This is a genomic window from Syntrophomonas wolfei subsp. wolfei str. Goettingen G311 (assembly GCF_000014725.1).
Classification (GTDB): domain Bacteria; phylum Bacillota; class Syntrophomonadia; order Syntrophomonadales; family Syntrophomonadaceae; genus Syntrophomonas; species Syntrophomonas wolfei.
Window position 1 is genome coordinate 2,467,128 of record NC_008346.1, and the last position, 18,645, is coordinate 2,485,772.

The following is an 18,645-nucleotide window of genomic DNA, read 5'->3' on the forward strand; positions in this document are numbered from 1 at the left end:
CAATAGCGGGCTTTCGATGGCCCGCTATTATTACCAATTATAATGGGTTAGTTTTTAAATACGGCCCCGGTACTGGCTGATTGTACCATCCTGGCATATCGCCTCATATATCCAGTTTTTATTCGGGGCTCCGGTACTTTCCAGAGTAGCTTCCTCTCCCCGAGAGTTCTCTCATCTACCAGGAGTTCCAGCCGGCAGGCCGGAATATTTATTCGAATAAGGTCTCCTTCCTCTACCAGGGCTATCAAGCCTCCAGCAGCAGCTTCAGGTGATACATGGCCAATGGAAGCTCCCCGGGTAGCTCCAGAAAAGCGGCCATCAGTAATAAGGGCCACTTCCTTATCCAAACCCATTCCAGCTATAGCCGAGGTTGGGGTCAGCATTTCCCTCATCCCCGGTCCCCCTTGTGGTCCTTCATAGCGGATAACTATTACATCACCGGCTTTGATCCGGTTGTCCAGTATGGCTTCCACCGCTTCTTCCTCGCTGTTAAATACCCGGGCCGGCCCTTCGTGCTCCATCATTTCCGGGGCTACTGCCCCCTTCTTTACTACGGCTCCTTCCGGGGCCAGGTTGCCGAAGAGTATAGCCAGTCCTCCGCTTTCACTGTAGGGCTCATGCAGGGGACGAATTACCGAATAATCACGGACTGGTGAATTCGCAAAATTTTCGCCCATACTGCGGCCGGTTACGCTAATACATTCCCGGTTTATCAAATCTTTTTTATCCAACTCATTAAATAGGGCTTGTATTCCACCCGCCTGGTAAAAATCCTCCACATGATGCTCCCCGGCCGGGCTAAGCTTGCAGAGGTGCGGGGTAGTTGCACTCAATTGGTTAAACATCTCCAGATCTATCTTTACCCCGCTTTCCGCTGCTATAGCCAGCAGGTGCAATACGGAATTAGTGGAACATCCTATGGCCATATCCAAACGAATCGCGTTCTGAAACGCTTCCGGGGTCATGATATCCAGGGGGCATATATTCTTTTCCCAGAGCTCCATTACTTTCATACCGGCTTGCTTGGCCAGCCGGATGCGCTCAGAAAATACCGCCGGTATAGTTCCATTACCCGGCAGACCCATACCCAGAGCTTCCGTAAGACAATTCATGGAATTGGCCGTAAACATGCCGGAACAAGAGCCACAGGTGGGGCAGCCGTATTCTTCCATTACCTGGAGTTCCTCCAGGCTCATGCGTCCGGCGGCAACTGCTCCTACTCCCTCAAAAAGCTGGGTTAGGCTTAGCTTTTTACCTTTAATAGTACCTGCCAACATGGGACCGCCGCTAACAAAAACGGAGGGCAAATTTAAACGGGCTGCCGCCATTAACATACCAGGAACAATCTTATCGCAATTAGGGATAAACACCAGAGCATCAAAAGCGTGCGCCGTTGCCATTACTTCCACACTATCAGCAATCAATTCCCGGCTGCCCAGGGAATACTTCATCCCTATATGATTCATGGCAATACCATCGCAAACTCCAATGGTCTGAAACTCGAACGGAGTTCCCCCGGCTATACGCACACCGGCTTTTACCGCCTCCGCAATCTTATCCAGGTTAATATGGCCGGGTACTATTTCATTCCGGGAATTGACTATGCCTACAAGGGGACGATCTATCTCCTCGTCAGTCAAGCCCAGAGCTTTGAAAAGTGAACGATGGGGTGCTTTTTCCAGACCTTTTTTCACCTTGTCGCTTTTCATGCTTTAATCCTCCTCAAAAGGCTTACATAAAACTGGTGATAGTGCAGTAAATTATTATACTGCAAAGAAACTATTAGTATTTTGCAATCCTTATGCCATAAAAAGTAGTTTGCCATTACATCAGTGAATAAAATTCAGGGCCGGCAGAAACTTATTTATGAAACAACCCCGAACCGTATCATGCTTATTTAAAGATCAAGGCTTCAGGTTCTTTAACGATTTCTCTAAACTGCTGCAGTAGTTTATGGAATATCGGTCCCGGTTTACCATCAGCTATTACTCTGTCATCTACTTTTACTACGGGAATCAACTCCGCAGCCGTACCGGTCAAAAATACCTCATCCGCTACAAAAAGGTCATAGCGGGTAAAGGTGGTTTCCTGCACATCAATACCTTCTTTTCGGGCTATAGCAATTACTTCGTTGCGGGTTACTCCTTCCAAGAGGCCCAGATGAATGGCCGGGGTTTTAAGTATCCCGTTTTTTACCATAAAAATATTATCTCCAGTACATTCAGCTACATAGCCTTCCTGGTTAAGCAGAATGGCCTCAGGCACACCCGCCATATTGGCTTCTATTTTGGCCATAATATTATTAAGATAATTTAGTGATTTGATACGCGGATTAACCCCTTCCGGGCCATTCCGGCGGGTAGGTACGGTAATGACATCCAGACCCTTCTCATACATCTCCTCCGGATAGATGCTTATCGAAGACGCAATACATACGACCGTGGGGACCGAGCACTTACGGGGATCAAGACCCAGGTCGCCTTTGCCCCGGGAAACAACCACCCGGATATAAGCATCCTTTAAGTCGTTTTGGCGGCAGCTTTCTAGGATTATTTCCGACATTTGTTCCTTGTTCACCGGAATCTCCATATTTACGGCTTTGGCTGAATCATAAAGGCGATCAACATGATCCTTTAAGCGGAATACACTGTTATGATAGGCCCTGATTCCTTCAAATACGCCGTCACCATAAAGAAAACCGTGGTCAAAAACCGATACCTTGGCCTCCTCCTCATCCACAAACTTTCCATCGAGGTAAATCTTTAATCCCATCACCAACACTCCTATTTATTTTTATTTAAAGATTGATTCCGCTGCAAAAAATAATAATTTTGCATTTGCTTGCATAAATATTCCGCTCCAGCGTCCTTAATAGCGACCGCAGGGAGCATCAGTTGTGCCCGACAGGGCGCTACGCATGGGCAACACCAACGGCTCGTCTCGCGGCTCAAGGGGTACCCGAAGGGTGAAGCATCCATGCTTTGCCAACGCTCGCTTTGCATATTTATGCAACCCTATGCAATAAAAAGGGGTTTTTGCAGTAGAGTCAAAGATTACAAAAGATAAAAACAATGCCCCCGCGCCATGGGGGGGTTAGTCAGATTTAAAAAAGAATACAAAAATACCCTCTCTTCCCCACCAGGGACGAGAGGGAGCTTCCCGCGGTACCACCCTGCTTGCCACATCGGGGGATGTGGCCTCTTGCAGCATATTAATCCTAATAATGCCAGGTTTTTAACGGACACCTTTATCCGGCAACACCTACTGAGCTCATGGCCTTTCAGATAGCGACTCCGGGATGAGCACCACATGAAATTTTGTACCGGCTCTCACCTTGCCCGGCTCTCTTTCATCAAGTGATTTCATATGTCCGTTCCCTTCATTGCCTATTTGCAAATATTTAATTATCTATAACGAGGCAAATATGTCCCCCGCATCCTTAATAGTGAGCGAAGCGAACATCAGTTGTGCCCGCAGGGTGCTTCTTTAAGCGGTCGGGTTCTAATTTAGAAAACAGGCGGCGGGTTCTAATCCCCCGCCTGGTTGCAGCGGTATGTTGAAACTGCTCCGCAGTTTCTCCCGATGCTTAAAAGTATATTGAAAGTATTAGATGCTGTCAATATGCTGTTTAAATTTTCCCTTCTTTCCCTTGCTCAACTTTGCGCATATATTCCTTCAGGTTAATTCTTTTTTGTTGGCCAGGCACCAGGCCTTTCTTCTCTCGCTGTCCTATTTTCTTGAACATGGTCCACAGTAATCTTTTGCCCTCTTCGCTCTGAGAAGCTTCAGATGGACTCATTCCACTTAAGGTAGATAGATGGGAATTATACCACTTATTAAGGTACATTTCTTTCAAGGCCTTTTCTAAGCCGGGATTTTCCCTGCTAATCTCACTGCTCAAGATGTCGAAGAAACCTTCTGTTTTCAGTTCCATACCATCATACTCCAGGTATTCATAAATCTCTTTTTCTAAGCTTTGCCGGGCTTGGTTGAGATCAAGCTCACCAAACGCAGAAATGCTTAACCAGTTTGGACCCAAAATATACTCAGCGAAAAACGCCGGGGCACCGTTTCGATCTTCCAACTGGTAATAAACCCGGTAATCAACCGTTGTCTCAATTTCTACCAGAGATAATTCTCCCATTCTCTGCCAAACCTTCTTGTAATCCTTTACCAGGTAGCGAGCACTGATGAAACGCATACCGTCATCAAATACCTGTTCACCCTCTTGATCAACTAAAACATCTTCAAAGTAAACATAATTACCACCCAGATAGCGGTAAGCTTTTAAGAGGCTGACTTCATACTCTCCGCGATAAATAACCGGAATGCCCGAGAGAGAAATAAAGAGCTTATGGATTTCCGCTACAGTTGATTGTTCGCGGGATATGACGACAAACTCATCACCATTAATTATCATGTCTGCAATTACCCCGGTAAAAAAAGATACCCCATGGTTAAAATTGTCTTCAAAACAGGTTAGTCGCATATGAATGCCATAAGGAAGCTCTTCCATCTCCCTTATGTTGTCTATTTTGTCGAGAACCAGGAAAAACTCGTCCATGTCCGTTATTTCGTATACCCGGCAAAAGACATTGGCTTCGAGGGGATTGGTAAGGTTGGTCCTGGTTTTTGCCTGAGACGGCAAGCTTTGAATATCTACAATAGACCAGTGGCCTGATTCTACTTTTACTAAATAAAAACAATAGGAATGCTGCTCTAGTTCATGATCCTTTAGACCAAGAGAAGAAGCGATTACTCTGGCATGTTTGCCGGAAGCGTAAACCTCCTCAACCTGCCCTTCCAATAGTGTTTTCCCCAGCTTTAAAAAACCATCAAATTGCTGTAAAGCTTGAGGGGTATGGCTGGTACTTATCAAGGATAGAATATAGCTTAAATCTTGATATTTCAAAGCATAAAAGAAGCTGTTTACCAGTTGTCGTGGTGTGAGCCGGGGGGATATTCTATGCAAAAGTTCTCTTTCCTGAATTTCACTGATTGTGGTGCTATGACTCAAGTATTTTTGGTATAAGAATCTACCAACCGAAGGTCGACTCATATGACGAAGATTTAAAGCAAAGGCCTGCGAGATTAAGAGAGAAGCCTCGTCAAAACTTAATTCCACCATCTCTCCCAAAACCTGGCGGTCATGCTCAAACTGGGCCAGGGGCATATTTTCCACCAGGAAAAAACTGTGTAAGCCATCCGCATTAAAGGTCAGGTAAAAAGACTCAACATGAACCCCTTTTCCAGAAGCTTTCCAGGCAATATCAAGGCTCAGCCTTCCGGTATGGCGGCTGCAAGTGGCGTAAGCTTTTAATAAGGATCCTTGGAAAAATATAGGTGAACTAATGTCCAGGCCAGCCATGCTGAATTTTTCTAAAGCTCGAGCACATAGAGATTCCATTTCACTACCGTATTCCGCTTTTAACAGCTGAAAGAATTCCACTATCTCATCTTCATAAAAAGCTGACAAGCCTTCAATAACCTGAGCGCGAATATCGTAAGGGATTTCTTCGACCATTTCCAGAATAAAGAGCCGTCCTTCATTACTGCCTGCCATTTTTTTTATCTCATCTGCCAAGTTTTTTAATATGGCCCTGGGAAAAGCTACTTGTCTTTTCTTTTTCATGTTTCTCCTCTGTTTTGCTTTTACTAGTAATTTATCATTTTACTCTCTTCATCGCAAATAAGAATAAATGCCCGATAGTGGGTAAAAATTGAGCTTTACTTAAATACCGCATTCTGGCAAACTATAATAATTGTTTAATATTTAGGATATGAGCAGGAAGTCTTTTAAAAAAGTCGAATTATCCAATACCCGGTTTAGCTGCATATATGATATATTTACATAAATCTGACTTTTATTTTATTTCCCAGATGCAGCTTACGAACTTCTACTTACAGGCACTGGTATGCTCCTTACAAGGTAAATTATTAAAACAGGTGAATTTTTATGCGCAGGGTTTCTATATATGAATTGGATCCGGGAATGATAGTAGCACGAGCCATATTTAACAGTGAAGAAAGGGTGCTTTTACACGCTGGAGTAGAACTCAACGAGAAATATATCCATGGCTTGCAAAAGGCAGGAGTTATGTCAGTTTATATACGAGATGAGCTTTTTGATGAATCAGATGCCGTAAGCGATATAATTTCTGAAAAGACTCGTTTAAAAGCAATAAGAACTCTCAAGGAAAGCTTTAATTTGCTGGAAAAGAAACACCAACTTAATTTGCATGCTGTAAAAAACACCGTAGACGAAATAATTGACGAAATAATAGCTAACCCCAATACCCTGGTCAGTTTAACCGATATTCGTTCATTTGATGATTATACTTATGCTCATTCGGTAAATGTAGGTGTTCTTTCGATAATGAGTGGCGTTAGTCTGAATTATGAACGAAGCCAGCTCAAGGAATTGGGTGTAGGCGCCTTGCTTCATGATATAGGCAAAATAAAGATAGACAAAAATATTCTCAATAAACCCGATGACCTGAGCCCGGAAGAGTTTACCGAAATTAAACAACATTCTAAGGCCGGGTTTGACATTCTCAGGCAACATAGTGGGCTTTCCCTTCTTTCTGCTCACATCGCCTTTCAACATCATGAGCGCTGGGATGGCCAGGGATATCCTCGTCAACTATCCGGTGAAGAGATACACGAATATGCTCGGATAGTAGCTGTAGCTGATGTCTATGATGCCCTGGTAGCTGACCGGCCTTATCGTCCGGCCTATTCGGTTACCCAGGCTATAAGTATCCTTAAACGAATGACGGGCCTTTTTCTAGATCCGCAATGTGTTAAGGCTTTTCTAAATAATATTGCAGTATACCCTCTGGGATGCCTACTAGAACTCAATACCGGTGAACTTGGTGCGGTAATCGACATCAACCGCAAGACTCCAGCCCAACCCGTAGTAAGAGTGCTCTATGACCGGAACTGGAGATTGCTTACTCCTTATGAGCTCGACCTTTCGAAAAATTCTGCCCTTGTGGTTAAGAATGTGCTTTCAGAAAGACAGATAAAGGAACTTAAAAAGAACCTCTAGCTTAAGTGCTCCGCCAGCAAATCGAATTGAATAAATTTTTCTGTTTCATCACAAATTATTTTAAGGTGATGAAAATGTTTGTGAAAATTATAAGTCTTTTATTAATTTTGCTGATTGGCGGTACTCTTCTATATCTTTTGGGGTTCAAAGTATTTCCTTCCTTGATGAGCAAGAGATGAGAATAATAACCTAAATAATTCTCAGCTCTTTCGCTCAAAATATTCTTAAAGGAGGGATAGATGTGACTAGATATAGAACAAGCGATGGAAAAGAAGATATGCGGCAAAAATTTCACTGGTTTGGAGCTATGGCTATTCCCATTGCCTTTTTAAATGGACTTTTTTTCGGGGGATATGCTCTCCGCAAAATCAGGCAATACTGGGAAGGAGGCCCTATGGATTAACTACCTCCTTGAATAAAATAGTTCACCATACGGTGGACTTTTTTTTGAGATTGGTTCGAGTGGTGAGCGGGGACAAACCGTCCCCGCGATATACCCTTTATTTCAGTTTAAACGTATCGGTAACTTTTTTAAGTTCTACGGCCAGTTTGTCCAATTCCTGGCTGACAGCGACAATATTTTGTACGGCAGCTAGCTGATTCTGGCTGATGGCGGTGACTTCTTCAGCAGATGCCGCTGATTCCTCAGTAGCAGCCGAGATATTCTCAATGGCCTGAGTCATTTCATCGGCTGAAGCTAGGAGTTCTTCAAAAGTAGCGGATATATCCTGAATTGCGTTGTCTATTTCTACTGCTCCCTGCTCAATTTCCCGGAAAGAATCCACACTTTCTCCCAGTGATACTCCCTGTTCCCGTACTTGCTTCTCCACCTTGTCAACTTCAGTTACTGCCCGTTCCACCCCGGCCTGAACCTCGTTTATGATGGTCGCTATATTCAAAGTGGCGCTGCCGGTCTCCTCCGCCAGCTTGCGCACTTCCTCTGCCACTACGGCAAAGCCACGCCCGGCTTCACCAGCCCGGGCCGCCTCAATAGCAGCATTAAGGGCCAGTAAATTAGTCTGACCGGCAATATTGTTTATTACATTAATTATTTCCCCGATTTCCTGAGTTTTATTGCTCAGTTCCTCAATTACCCCGGCTACATTTACAGTGCTGTTAACGGTAAGAGCCATTTCATCCTTTTGGCGCAACATCAAGCCCGTAACCCGTCCCACAATACTCTTGAAGTTGAGAGATTGGCTGGAAATGGCCTCGGTAGTGCTTCCCACATTCTGCATAGCCATCCCCACCTGCTGTACCAGTTCACTGGTCTTTTGGGCGTCCTCGGCCTCAGCCGTGGCTGCTCGGGCTACCTCTTCGGCACTGGCGCTGACCTGTTCCGAAGCCTGCCCCGTTTGCCGAGCTGTTTGCATCAGATCCTCGGATACACTGGCCAGGCGCTCCGAGCTACCCGCCATTTGCTTGAGTACTGTGTTCAGATTCTCATTCATATCCCGCAGCGAGTTCATCAAAAGCCCTATCTCCGAACGATTCCTGCTCTCAATTTCTTGAGTCAGATCCCTCTGGGATAGGCGCGTGGTAATATCCACCATCCCCAGTATGGGTTTGGTCAAGCGGCCAGTAACAAACCAGATAATAATGCTCAACAACAGCAAGGTAACTATTGTTACCATAATCATCTTGTGCAGCATGGCGTCCAGAGGCTGGGTGACCTCAGAGACCGGAACCGTAACCGCCAGGGACCACCCGGCTAAATGTACCGGATCATAGGCCATATACTTGACTTCACCATCGTATTCATATTCAGCTATTCCCGTCTCCAGAGCGGTCATCCGCTTGATTACATCCTCCATTCCCTCGGCATCATCGGAGAGCTTCTTTTGCAGTATATAGTCTTTCTTGGGATGAGCCACAAAAGTTGTATCCTGGTTTATCAAATAGGCATAGCCGGTTTCTCCCACCTTTACATCGGAAGTAATCTCTGTTATCTTCTCTGCCTTGATGGTTGCACCCAGAACCCCCACTACCTTGTCTCCCTGGTAAATGGGAACGGCAATGGGAGCCACCAGATTACCGGTAGCCTTGGATATTACCGGGGTATCGATATTGGCCTTTCCCGCCATGGCCAGTTTGAAATAGTTGCGCTCATCCAGCTTGAAGTCCTGGAGACCTGTATCACCTACTACCGTACCATCCGGCCAGACCACATAGAGATTATCATGGTCAGCCGACATCAAGCCGCTCAAGAGAGCGGGTAAACGCTCTGCGTCCAGGTTCCGCACCTCATCCAGCTTGGCCAGGGTACTCATTTCGCTGAATTTCCCCGCTATCCAGGCATCTATTTCATCACCCGTAGCATCAGCTATTTGGGTACAATTTTCCTGGATCTGCTGGATCAATATATCCTTTCCGCTCCAGTAGGAAACCAGGCTTTGTCCGATAGAGGCTAGAAAAAAAGCTCCCAGGATCCAAAGCAGAAAGTTGAATTTCAGACTTTGCGTAAATTTCAATTCCCCCACCCCTTTTTATCTTTCTATAAAACTTTTTCTCTCACCCCTTTTTAAATTATTCTTTCCCCCGCTTTTTGTCTTTCTCTATATAATAGACAGCTATATTAAAATATCGACTTCTGATTTTCCTCTCTTTAAAATTACAGCTTTATTCGACAGAGTGCTCAATAATTCCTTTTTTAATAGAAACTATCTAAAAAAACCCGCAGAAGAAAGGAGACGGGGTAGCGCTTGTATCAAGAACAGATAAAAGCAGATAAAAGGGGACGGGGTTGTTGACACAATCGCTAGCGAATGTGTCAACAACCCCGTCCCCTGTCATACCTGATTCAGGGGTCGTTCCCTACCTGAGTATGAAAGTACCGGTAACCTTTTTTAATTCTGCGGCCAGGGTCTCCAGTTCCTGGCTAACCTGTACTATATTCTGGGCTGCCGCCAACTGGTTCTGGCTTATGGCAGTTACTTCTTCAGCCGATGCTGCCGACTCCTGGGTTACGGCAGAAATGTTTTCTATAGCCTGTATAATCTCATCAGCCGAGGCTACAATTTCCTCAAAAGTAGCCGATATATCCTGAATAGAGTTATCCATCTTCCCGGCTCCGTTTTCTATTTCTCTAAAGGCTCCCACACTTTCTCCCAGAGAACTTCCTTGCTCCCTGACTTGCTTCTCTACCTTTTGGACTTCTGCTACTACTCGTTCTACTCCTGCCTGTACTTCGCTTATGATGTTGCCAATATTCAGGGTAGCACTACCGGTCTCCTCGGCTAGTTTCCGGACTTCTTCCGCTACTACGGCAAAACCTCGGCCAGATTCTCCTGCCCGGGCAGCTTCTATAGCCGCATTAAGTGCGAGAAGGTTGGTTTGCCCGGCTATATTGGTAATAACACTTATAATCTCCCCAATTTCCTGGGTTTTGTTGTCCAAGTCCATTATCACCTCGGAGACATTAACCGTGCTTTCCACGGTCTGATCCATCTTCTCCTTTTGCTGCAACATCAAGCCAGTAGCCTGGGCTACTATGTCTTTAAAATGTATAGATTGTTGCGACATATCCTCCGTGGCCTGGCTTACATTTTGCATGGCCATTCCCACTTGCCGGCTTAACACACTGGTTTTCTGGGCGTCTTCCGCCTGGGTAGCCGCGGCCCGCGCTACTTCCTCAGCGCTAGCATGCACCTGCTCGGAAGCCTTACCGCTCTGCTCGGCACCGCTGAAAAGGCCGTCCGCCAGCCCTGCCAGTCTTTCCGCACTGGCAGCCATCTGCCCCAGAACTTGATGGAGATTATCATTCATTTCCCCCAGGGAATTCATCAGCAGACCGATTTCCGTGGAATCATTGCTTTTTATCTCCTGGGTTAAATCCCTTTGCGATAGCCGTTCGGTAATACCCACCATGGCCAGAACCGGGTGGGTAAAGCTCCCGCTTAAAAACCAGATTATCAAGAAAGCCAGAGCTAGAGTTGCTACAGTAATCAGAATAATTTTTTGCATCATATCGTTCAAAGGCTGATTTACTTCTTTTACGGGTACAGTTACACCCAAAGCCCATCCGGTGCTCTTAACCGGAGCATAGGCCATATATTTTTCCATTCCTTCATATTTATAATTTACTATCCCGGACTCCCCGGCAATCATTTTCTGGCCTATGGCAGCCAGTTCTTCTCCTAACTCGAACTGGTTGCTCTCCAGAATAAACTCGCTTTGGGGATGGGCTACAAAAATTCCCTCCCGGTCAATCAAATAGGCATAACCGGTGTCGCCTATCTTAACCTGGTTGACCACATCAATTAATTCTTGAATTTTTAAGGTTGCTCCCAAGACCCCCACTATTTGCTGCCCCTGGAAAATGGGCATTGCAATCGGTGCCACCATGTTGCCGGTAGTTTTGGAAAAAATTGGTGTGCCAATATTAGCTTGACCCTTTATAGCCAGTTTAAAGTAATCCCGGTCAGCCAGTTGTGGTCTTTCCCCTTTGTCAGTAACGGTGGAACCATCCGGCCATATAACATAGATATTGTCATACTCAGCTGTCATAATTCCAGCTAAAGTCGGTATAATCTCCTCTTCCTGCATATTTTTTACCAGACTGATTTTGCTAAGGGTATCGAGCTTTTCCAGCTTGCCGGCAAAATAGGTATCGATTACCTGGCAGGTTGATTCCGCTATTTGCTGGCACTTACCGGTTATTTCACTAGTTAGAACATTTTTCCCACTCCAAAAAGAAACCAGGCTTTGGCCAATCGAGGCCAGGAAACAAAGCAGTAGTATCCCTATTAACAATCTAAACCTCAAACTATGGTAAAATCTCATTTCTAACCCTCCTTTGCTTTAAACCATCGAAAGAAACTGCGGAGCAGTTTCAACACACCGCTACAACGAGGTGGGGGATTAGAACCCGCCACCTGTTTTGTTATAGGTGAACGCTTAGCACCCTGCGGGCACCACTGATGTTCGCTTCCCTCACTATTATGGATGCGGAGAATATATTTCACCTCATTATAATATCGTTATTCCATAAATATACTTGTATTCCTTTTTACTTAAAAGATTGTACTATTAATATCAAAGCTATATGCTGTCAGGCACTATAGCAAGGTATTGGATTTTAAGCATCGGAAGAAACTGCAGAGCAGTTGCAACACACTGCTGCAACGAGGTGGGGGATTAGAACCCGCCGCCTGTTTTGTTATAGGAACCCGGCTATTTAAAGAAGCGAGGAACATATTTCATCTCGTTATACAAGCTAATGAAAATTAATAACTTTTTGTATAGAATTAAGGTTTCATTTGACCAATAATACTACTACTTGCTATCATTACTGGTAGAAATAACTAATTGCCTGCGGAATAATAGCCTGAATCCTGCATAAAACCTTTAAAGCATCGGAAGAAACTGCGGAGCAGTTGCAACACAGCGCTGCAACGAGGTGGGGGATTAGAACCCGCCACCTGTTTTGTTAATAGGCGACCGCTTAGCACCCTGCGGGCACCACTGATGTTCGCTTCGCTCACTATTATGGATGCGGGGGATATATTTCACCTCGTTATAGGATGATTACTATTGGAGGGGAGACTATGTCCAGGACTAGGCTGCTGGTATTAACCGGGCTGTTTATGGGTTTGGCGGGTTTCTTGCTGGGTGTGGGCTTTCTTTTTCTGGTAAATGTCCCCGTAGAAGAGCTGCTGGTCCAAAAAGGAATTTCTCAAACCCTTATCAACATAGCTATGACCGGCATTATAATCTTGTGGGCCTTAAGTACCGCCTGGGTTACTCGCTGCTTTTTCCGTAAAGTGTTGATCCGGGAAAAACCGCCGACATCGTTTATATATCTAATCCTGGGGATTTTGTTCTTGATGGCTGCCGTGGTTTTTTACTTCCTATTAACCACTGGAAGTCCGGTAATAGCCCGGCTTCAGGGTACAGTATCAGAACCGGGCGAACGCTATTCTTTTGGCCCTTATCCTGATAAACCTCGTTTGCGAGAGCTTAAAGCCGAGGGCTACGATGGGGTTATTTCCCTTTTAAGCCCTATGATTCCGTTTGAAAAAATACTATTGGAACAAGAAATTGATAACGGAAAAGAAGTTGGCATCACCATACACTCCTTGCCGATGCTTCCCTGGGTGAGCGAAAATCAGGATTCCATACAGCGGGCCATGGAGTTGGCGGAGTCAAGCGATAAACGCTATTATGTTCACTGTTACCTGGGCAAACACCGGGCCGATCTTATTAAACGGGTCTTGATGGGACAGGAACCGGAAAACGAGGAAACCCAGGAATGCATATACAAGACCAGGCTGGAACGGGGAAAATTATATTTTTATCAGAACAGCCGCATCATAATGGGTCCTTATCCCACCGATGAAGAGTGGTTTCATCTAATTCAAAGGGGGCAATTTAAGGAAATTATTGCTGACCTCGATCCGGAAAATCCCGGGGATCTAAATTGGATAAAACGCGAAGAGAAAAATTGTCAGGAAATGGGCTTGAAATATACTATTATGCCGGTACGGAAGCAAGGCACTGCTTACCAGGGATTGCTGGAACTGGTCCAATATATTGCCAACAGCCAGCATAAAATCTATGTACATGGATTTCTCATTACGGAAAAAAACCTTTTGTTGGATGGATTACTGCGGGGCGGAGATTTAGAGCATATGGGCAAGGCTTTCCCAGAACAGTTGCAAGGAGGAGCAGTGTTTCGAGTAAGCTATAACCTCTTTTTGGGCCCCCGGCCTGCTCTTGGAGAGATGGATAAACTTAAAAAGGCTGGTATCACCCATATGGAAGCGCTGGAATTGGATGAAAATATCTCTCCTGCTGCAGCGGCAAGCTATATTCAAGCTTTGCCCAAGACTTTGGGAGTATGCTTCTTCTATGGCTTCCCTTCCCCGGAATACTGTAGTCAGGTGGCTTCTATTCTGGGCAGCCGTTACTATGGGCTCAAGCGGGATAATATTCCAGCTTCAATCGGCGGGCATAAAGTAGATATTATTACTGAACACCTGCTGCTGGGCCGCCAGCCGGAAGCAGCTGAATTGCGTACACTGGCCGGCTTGGGAATAAGAACCATAGTGCAGTTGGAGGAGCCGGACCTCTCTTCTGACCAAGACCTGAATCTCATTAAACAGGCTGTTGAATCCGAGGGACTGCGCTTTGAGCTAGTTTATCGGAGCGAAGACTATATTAACCATATAGCAAAAGAGGTGCAGCGGGATGACAACCCCTGTTATGTCGTGGCAGCTCCATTCATCCAAAACGCAGTCTTTATCGAGCTCAAGTCCTGCCGGATATAACCAGGTGAAATATGTCCCCTGCATCCATAATAGTGAGCGAAGCGAACATCAGTGGTGCCCGCAGGGTGCTAAGCGGTTGGGTTCCTATTAACTAATCCCCTATGGCCACAACCTTAATAGTGACACCCGCAGGGTGGAACACCAGGAGTACCCGAAGGGTGAGGGCCGCAACCACTAATGAAGAGTGAGTTAGTAAGTGCTTGAATACTAAGATGTAGTAGGAGATGACTTAAACCCCTCACCCCTTACCCCTTACTCCTCACTTTTCTTATTAAACAGGCAGCGGGTTCTAATCCCCCACTCCGTTGCAGATCTGTGTTGCAACTTTCCTGCAGTTTCTTCCGATGCTTAAAGGCCGGACCGTTAATAGGCAGGGGTATAAACCCTCCCAGGAGTTTGCTGGATGCCTTAAAAAAGAAAAGAACCGAATAGTGTATAAAATAGTGTATAAATGGAGGGATAAGTATGATTAACCAGTCTATTTTTCGTATGTATGATATCAGAGGCAGGGTAGGTACAGATTTGGATGAAGTTGCGGTGAGGGCAATAGCCGCGGCTTTCGGAAAATATGTGCAGGAGCGGGGCCGTGATAAGATAATCGTGGGCCGCGATAACCGTTTTTCTTCGCCGCGCTTTCGGGAACTGGTAGTAGAAACACTCTTGCTATCCGGCCTGGATGTAGTAGACATAGGAGAGGTAATTACTCCTATGTTTTATTTTGCTTCTCGTCACCTGGATATTGACGCGGGGATGATGATAACTGCCAGCCATAATCCAGGCGAGGATAATGGTTTCAAGCTGCTATTGGGCAATTCCACCATATATGGAGAGGATATTTTAAAAATAGCTGAGCTGGCTGAAGCCGGAGGTTTTACGAGCAGTACCAATAAAGGGAATCTGAGCTTCTATGATATCAGCCCGGCTTACCAGCAGGATATTATGAAAAGGATAAAGCTGGGAGAACGGAAGCTTAAAGTGGTGGTGGACTGCGGCAACGGCACCGCCGGTTTTATTGCTCCTCGTTTATTCAGGGAACTGGGCTGTGAAGTGATCGAGCTTTACTGTGACTCGGACCCGAGCTTTCCTAATCACCATCCGGATCCGGTTAAGGTTGAGAACTGCCAGGATTTAATCCAGGTAGTCAAGGCGGAACGGGCTGACCTGGGCATAGGTTTTGACGGAGATGGAGATCGCCTGGGGGTAGTGGATACTGAGGGCAATATTATCTGGGGAGATATGTTAATGATCCTTTTCTGGCGAGAGATACTGCCCAGCTACCCAGGAACTGATTGCATAGTAGAGGTCAAATGCTCCCAGTCCCTGATAGATGAGATAAATCGTTTGGGAGGCAAGCCTATTATTTATAAAACCGGTCATTCCCTTATTAAGGCCAGGATGAAAGAGATAGGAGCAGTGTTTACCGGGGAGATGTCCGGGCATATGTTTTTTGCGGATGAATACTATGGCTATGATGATGCTCTCTATGCTGCCGCCCGGCTCTTGCGTATCTTATCCCACAGTGAGCAGAGCTTGAATGAGCTCTTGGCTGATGTACCCCGCTACCATGCCACCCCCGAACTCCGGGTGAAAAGCAGCGATAGCGAGAAATTCGCGGTGGTCGAGCGGGTACTCTCGCATTACCGCAATCACCATGAGGTCATAGATATAGATGGGGCCAGGATTCTCTTCCCCGGCGGCTGGGGCCTGGTTCGGGCCTCCAATACCGGACCGGAGCTTATAGTGCGCTGCGAAGCCGGAACCCCGGAAGAGCTGGAGAGGATTAAAGCAGAGTTGTTTGCCTTCCTGGAAGTATAACGAGGCAAAATATATCCCCCGCATCCTTAATAGTGAGCGAAGCGAACATCAGTGGTGCCCGCAGGGTGCTTCTTTAAGCGCTTGGGTTCCTATTAACAAAACAGGCGGCAGGTTCTAATCCCCCGCCTCGTTGCAACAGTGCGTTGAAACTGCTTAAGCGATTTCTTCCGATGCTTAAAGAAATTTCCGGAGGTTGTTATTTTGAAAAGTTTTCGTATAATTCTAGCATTTTTTTCCTCTTTCATTATCTTAACTATCTTAACACTATCAGCCTGTTCCTCGCCCTTAAAGCAAGCAACGGTTTATGAGAATGATGATAAGATAAAAATGCTTAGCCGGGTGGATGGTGAAGATATCTGTCTATATATTGATGGGAAATGGGATAAGGGCTTTCGTTTCGGCGTGAACCTGGGAGCCACCACAGCCGGTCATCACCCCGGGGAATTAAGCCCCAGCTATGATGATTACCGGCGCTGGTTTGCCGGAATGGACGATTTGGGCATTCATTCCTTAAGGGTTTATACCATTCTGCCGCCGCATTTTTATAAGGCCCTGGTTGACCACAATAAGGATGCCAGTAATAAACTCTGGCTGATACAGGGCATCTGGTCTCCGGAAGAAGAACTAATCAGCCAACAAGATGCCTACTTGCCTGAGATTACTGACAAGTTTCACCGGGAAATCGCCTTGGCGGTAAAAGCCGTATATGGGCTGGGCGAGATTCCAAGAGTACCGGGAAAAGCCAGCGGCATATATAACACTAATGTAGCTCCGTATCTTATGGCCTGGATGCTGGGTTCTGAGTGGGATCCATTTATGGTGGATAAAACCAACCAAAACCATCCGGATAAAAAACAATTTAATGGTCAGTATTTTTCAACTACAGCTGAAGCAAGCCCTTTTGAAGCCTGGTTGGCTCAGTCTCTGGATATACTGGCCGATGCGGAAACGAGGCAGGGTTGGCAACACCCGCTTTCATTTGTCAACTGGGTCACCACTGACCCGCTTTCTCACCCGGACGAACCCTTTGAACAAGAAGACCTGGTCAGTGTAGACCCCCTTCACATCACTCCCAGCAGTAAGTGGGAGGCTGGCTATTTTGCCGCCTATCACATATACCCCTACTATCCTGATAGCCTTCGCTACCAGAAGGATTATCTGGATTACTTAAATAAGGACGGGCAAAAAGACCCTTATGAAGCTTACCTCTTGGAATTGAAAGAAAAACACTCCGGAATACCGCTCCTGGTGGCGGAATTTGGCGTACCATCTTCCAGGGGGATGGCCCACCGGGGGCCTCTGGAACGCAACCAGGGCATGCACAATGAAAAGGAACAAGGACAGATGATTGTCTCCATGTTTAAGGCCATGAAAAATGCAAACCTGGCTGGCGGCATTGTTTTTTCCTGGCAGGATGAATGGTTCAAACACACCTGGAATACTATGAGTCTGGAAATACCATCTGAAAGACGCCCTATGTGGCTAAATCGTTTAACCAATGAGGAAAACTTCGGCCTGGTAGCGGTTGAACCAGGAAAGAGTGCCCGCATTTACCTGGATGGAAAAGTAGCCGATTGGAAGCGTATCAATGCAGCAGAGAAAACTACCGGCGGTGATAAACTCAAGCTTATGGCCAGCAGTGATGAAGCCTATTTATATTTGGCCATAGAAAATCCCACCGGATGGAACTGGAATGAAGAAGAACTTCTAATCGCCTTTGACAACCAGCCCGGAGGCAACAAATTCCTGACTGTACCCGCTGTTTCCTTCGATCAGGGAGCTGAATTCTTGCTTTCCATCAAAGACCAGGATGAAGCTAACCTAATGGTTGCCAGTGCCTATGACCAGCATAGCTATCTTTATGGACGGGTACTTAAAATGATTCCCTTTGATCAATCATTAATCCAGGAAAACAATGGAATTTTCTTGCCCTGGAAATTATGCTTGAGCCGCGAACTGTATTTACCAGCATCTAAAAAAACCATTCCGTTTGAAGAAATAGAAATAGGTAAACTGTTTCATGGGAACAGCCATCCTGCTTCCCCTGGTTTTAACAGTTTGAGTGATTATTATTGCGGAGAAAAGCTGATTGAATTCCGCATTCCCTGGATGATGCTGGGTTTTACCGACCCCAGCACTCACCAGGTATGGGCCTATCCCCATCGTCAAAATCTGGGCGAGTTCAGCGCTACCACTTCGCCGAGTCTTAACATTCAGTTGCTTTGTATTAAGCCGGATAATTCCCAAATCGCCTATAAAGGAGAAGTTCTGTCCTACCAGTGGAAAGACTGGGATATGCCCAGCTTTCACGAGCGCTATAAAGAAAGCTATTATATCCTCAAGTCTTTTTTAAGCAAGGGAAGAAACTGAGGGGCAAATTCGACACTGCACCGCAAGGATACAGGAGATGGGAACCCGCCGCCTGTTTTGTTAATAGGACGACCGCTTAAAGAAATGGGAGTATATTTCGCCTCGTTATACGACTCCAAGTAGCTGCCGATTCAGCCGCTT

At 45.8% G+C, this 18,645-nt stretch carries 10 protein-coding genes; 5 read left to right on the forward strand and 5 right to left on the reverse strand.

Annotation, left to right across the window (positions count from 1 at the left end):
• Nucleotides 1–47 precede the first annotated feature (47 nt).
• The 3 genes from ilvD to SWOL_RS11110 all read right to left on the reverse strand — a co-directional run bounded on the left by ilvD (nt 48) and on the right by SWOL_RS11110 (nt 5,632).
• Complete coding sequence (gene ilvD, locus SWOL_RS11100) at nt 48–1,709, reverse strand: dihydroxy-acid dehydratase (RefSeq protein ID WP_011641529.1); 1,662 nt, start codon at nt 1,707–1,709, stop codon at nt 48–50.
• Nucleotides 1,710–1,893: 184 nt separating this feature from the next.
• Nucleotides 1,894–2,772 carry a branched-chain-amino-acid transaminase gene (gene ilvE / locus SWOL_RS11105; RefSeq protein WP_011641530.1) on the reverse strand — a complete coding sequence of 293 codons (879 nt, stop codon included), beginning with the start codon at nt 2,770–2,772 and terminating at the stop codon, nt 1,894–1,896.
• An 856-nt stretch (nt 2,773–3,628) separates the two neighbouring features.
• Nucleotides 3,629–5,632, reverse strand: coding sequence for a hypothetical protein (locus tag SWOL_RS11110; protein WP_011641531.1), 2,004 nt, complete (start codon nt 5,630–5,632; stop codon nt 3,629–3,631).
• Between the two features lie 324 nt (nt 5,633–5,956).
• Here SWOL_RS11110 and SWOL_RS11115 point away from each other — a divergent pair, with 324 nt between their 5' ends.
• Complete coding sequence (locus SWOL_RS11115) at nt 5,957–7,051, forward strand: HD-GYP domain-containing protein (RefSeq protein ID WP_011641532.1); 1,095 nt, start codon at nt 5,957–5,959, stop codon at nt 7,049–7,051.
• 241 nt (nt 7,052–7,292) lie between these two features.
• Nucleotides 7,293–7,454, forward strand: coding sequence for a hypothetical protein (locus tag SWOL_RS14445; RefSeq protein ID WP_155814225.1), 162 nt, complete (start codon nt 7,293–7,295; stop codon nt 7,452–7,454).
• 97 nt (nt 7,455–7,551) lie between these two features.
• Here SWOL_RS14445 and SWOL_RS11120 read toward each other — a convergent pair whose 3' ends face one another.
• A complete protein-coding gene (locus SWOL_RS11120; protein WP_011641533.1) occupies nt 7,552–9,522 on the reverse strand; it encodes a methyl-accepting chemotaxis protein in 1,971 nt (656 codons plus the stop codon).
• A 343-nt stretch (nt 9,523–9,865) separates the two neighbouring features.
• Nucleotides 9,866–11,833, reverse strand: a complete 1,968-nt coding sequence (locus SWOL_RS11125) for a methyl-accepting chemotaxis protein (RefSeq protein WP_011641534.1) — start codon at nt 11,831–11,833, stop codon at nt 9,866–9,868.
• Nucleotides 11,834–12,597: 764 nt separating this feature from the next.
• On the opposite strand from SWOL_RS11125, the gene SWOL_RS11130 reads away from it, so the two are divergent.
• The 3 genes from SWOL_RS11130 to SWOL_RS11140 all read left to right on the forward strand — a co-directional run bounded on the left by SWOL_RS11130 (nt 12,598) and on the right by SWOL_RS11140 (nt 18,504).
• Nucleotides 12,598–14,319 (forward strand): hypothetical protein, encoded by a 1,722-nt coding sequence (locus SWOL_RS11130; RefSeq protein ID WP_011641535.1) that lies wholly within the window; start codon nt 12,598–12,600, stop codon nt 14,317–14,319.
• Between the two features lie 465 nt (nt 14,320–14,784).
• A complete protein-coding gene (locus SWOL_RS11135; RefSeq protein ID WP_011641536.1) occupies nt 14,785–16,134 on the forward strand; it encodes a phosphomannomutase/phosphoglucomutase in 1,350 nt (449 codons plus the stop codon).
• A gap of 201 nt (nt 16,135–16,335) precedes the next feature.
• Nucleotides 16,336–18,504 (forward strand): hypothetical protein, encoded by a 2,169-nt coding sequence (locus SWOL_RS11140; protein ID WP_011641537.1) that lies wholly within the window; start codon nt 16,336–16,338, stop codon nt 18,502–18,504.
• Nucleotides 18,505–18,645: the final 141 nt, after the last annotated feature.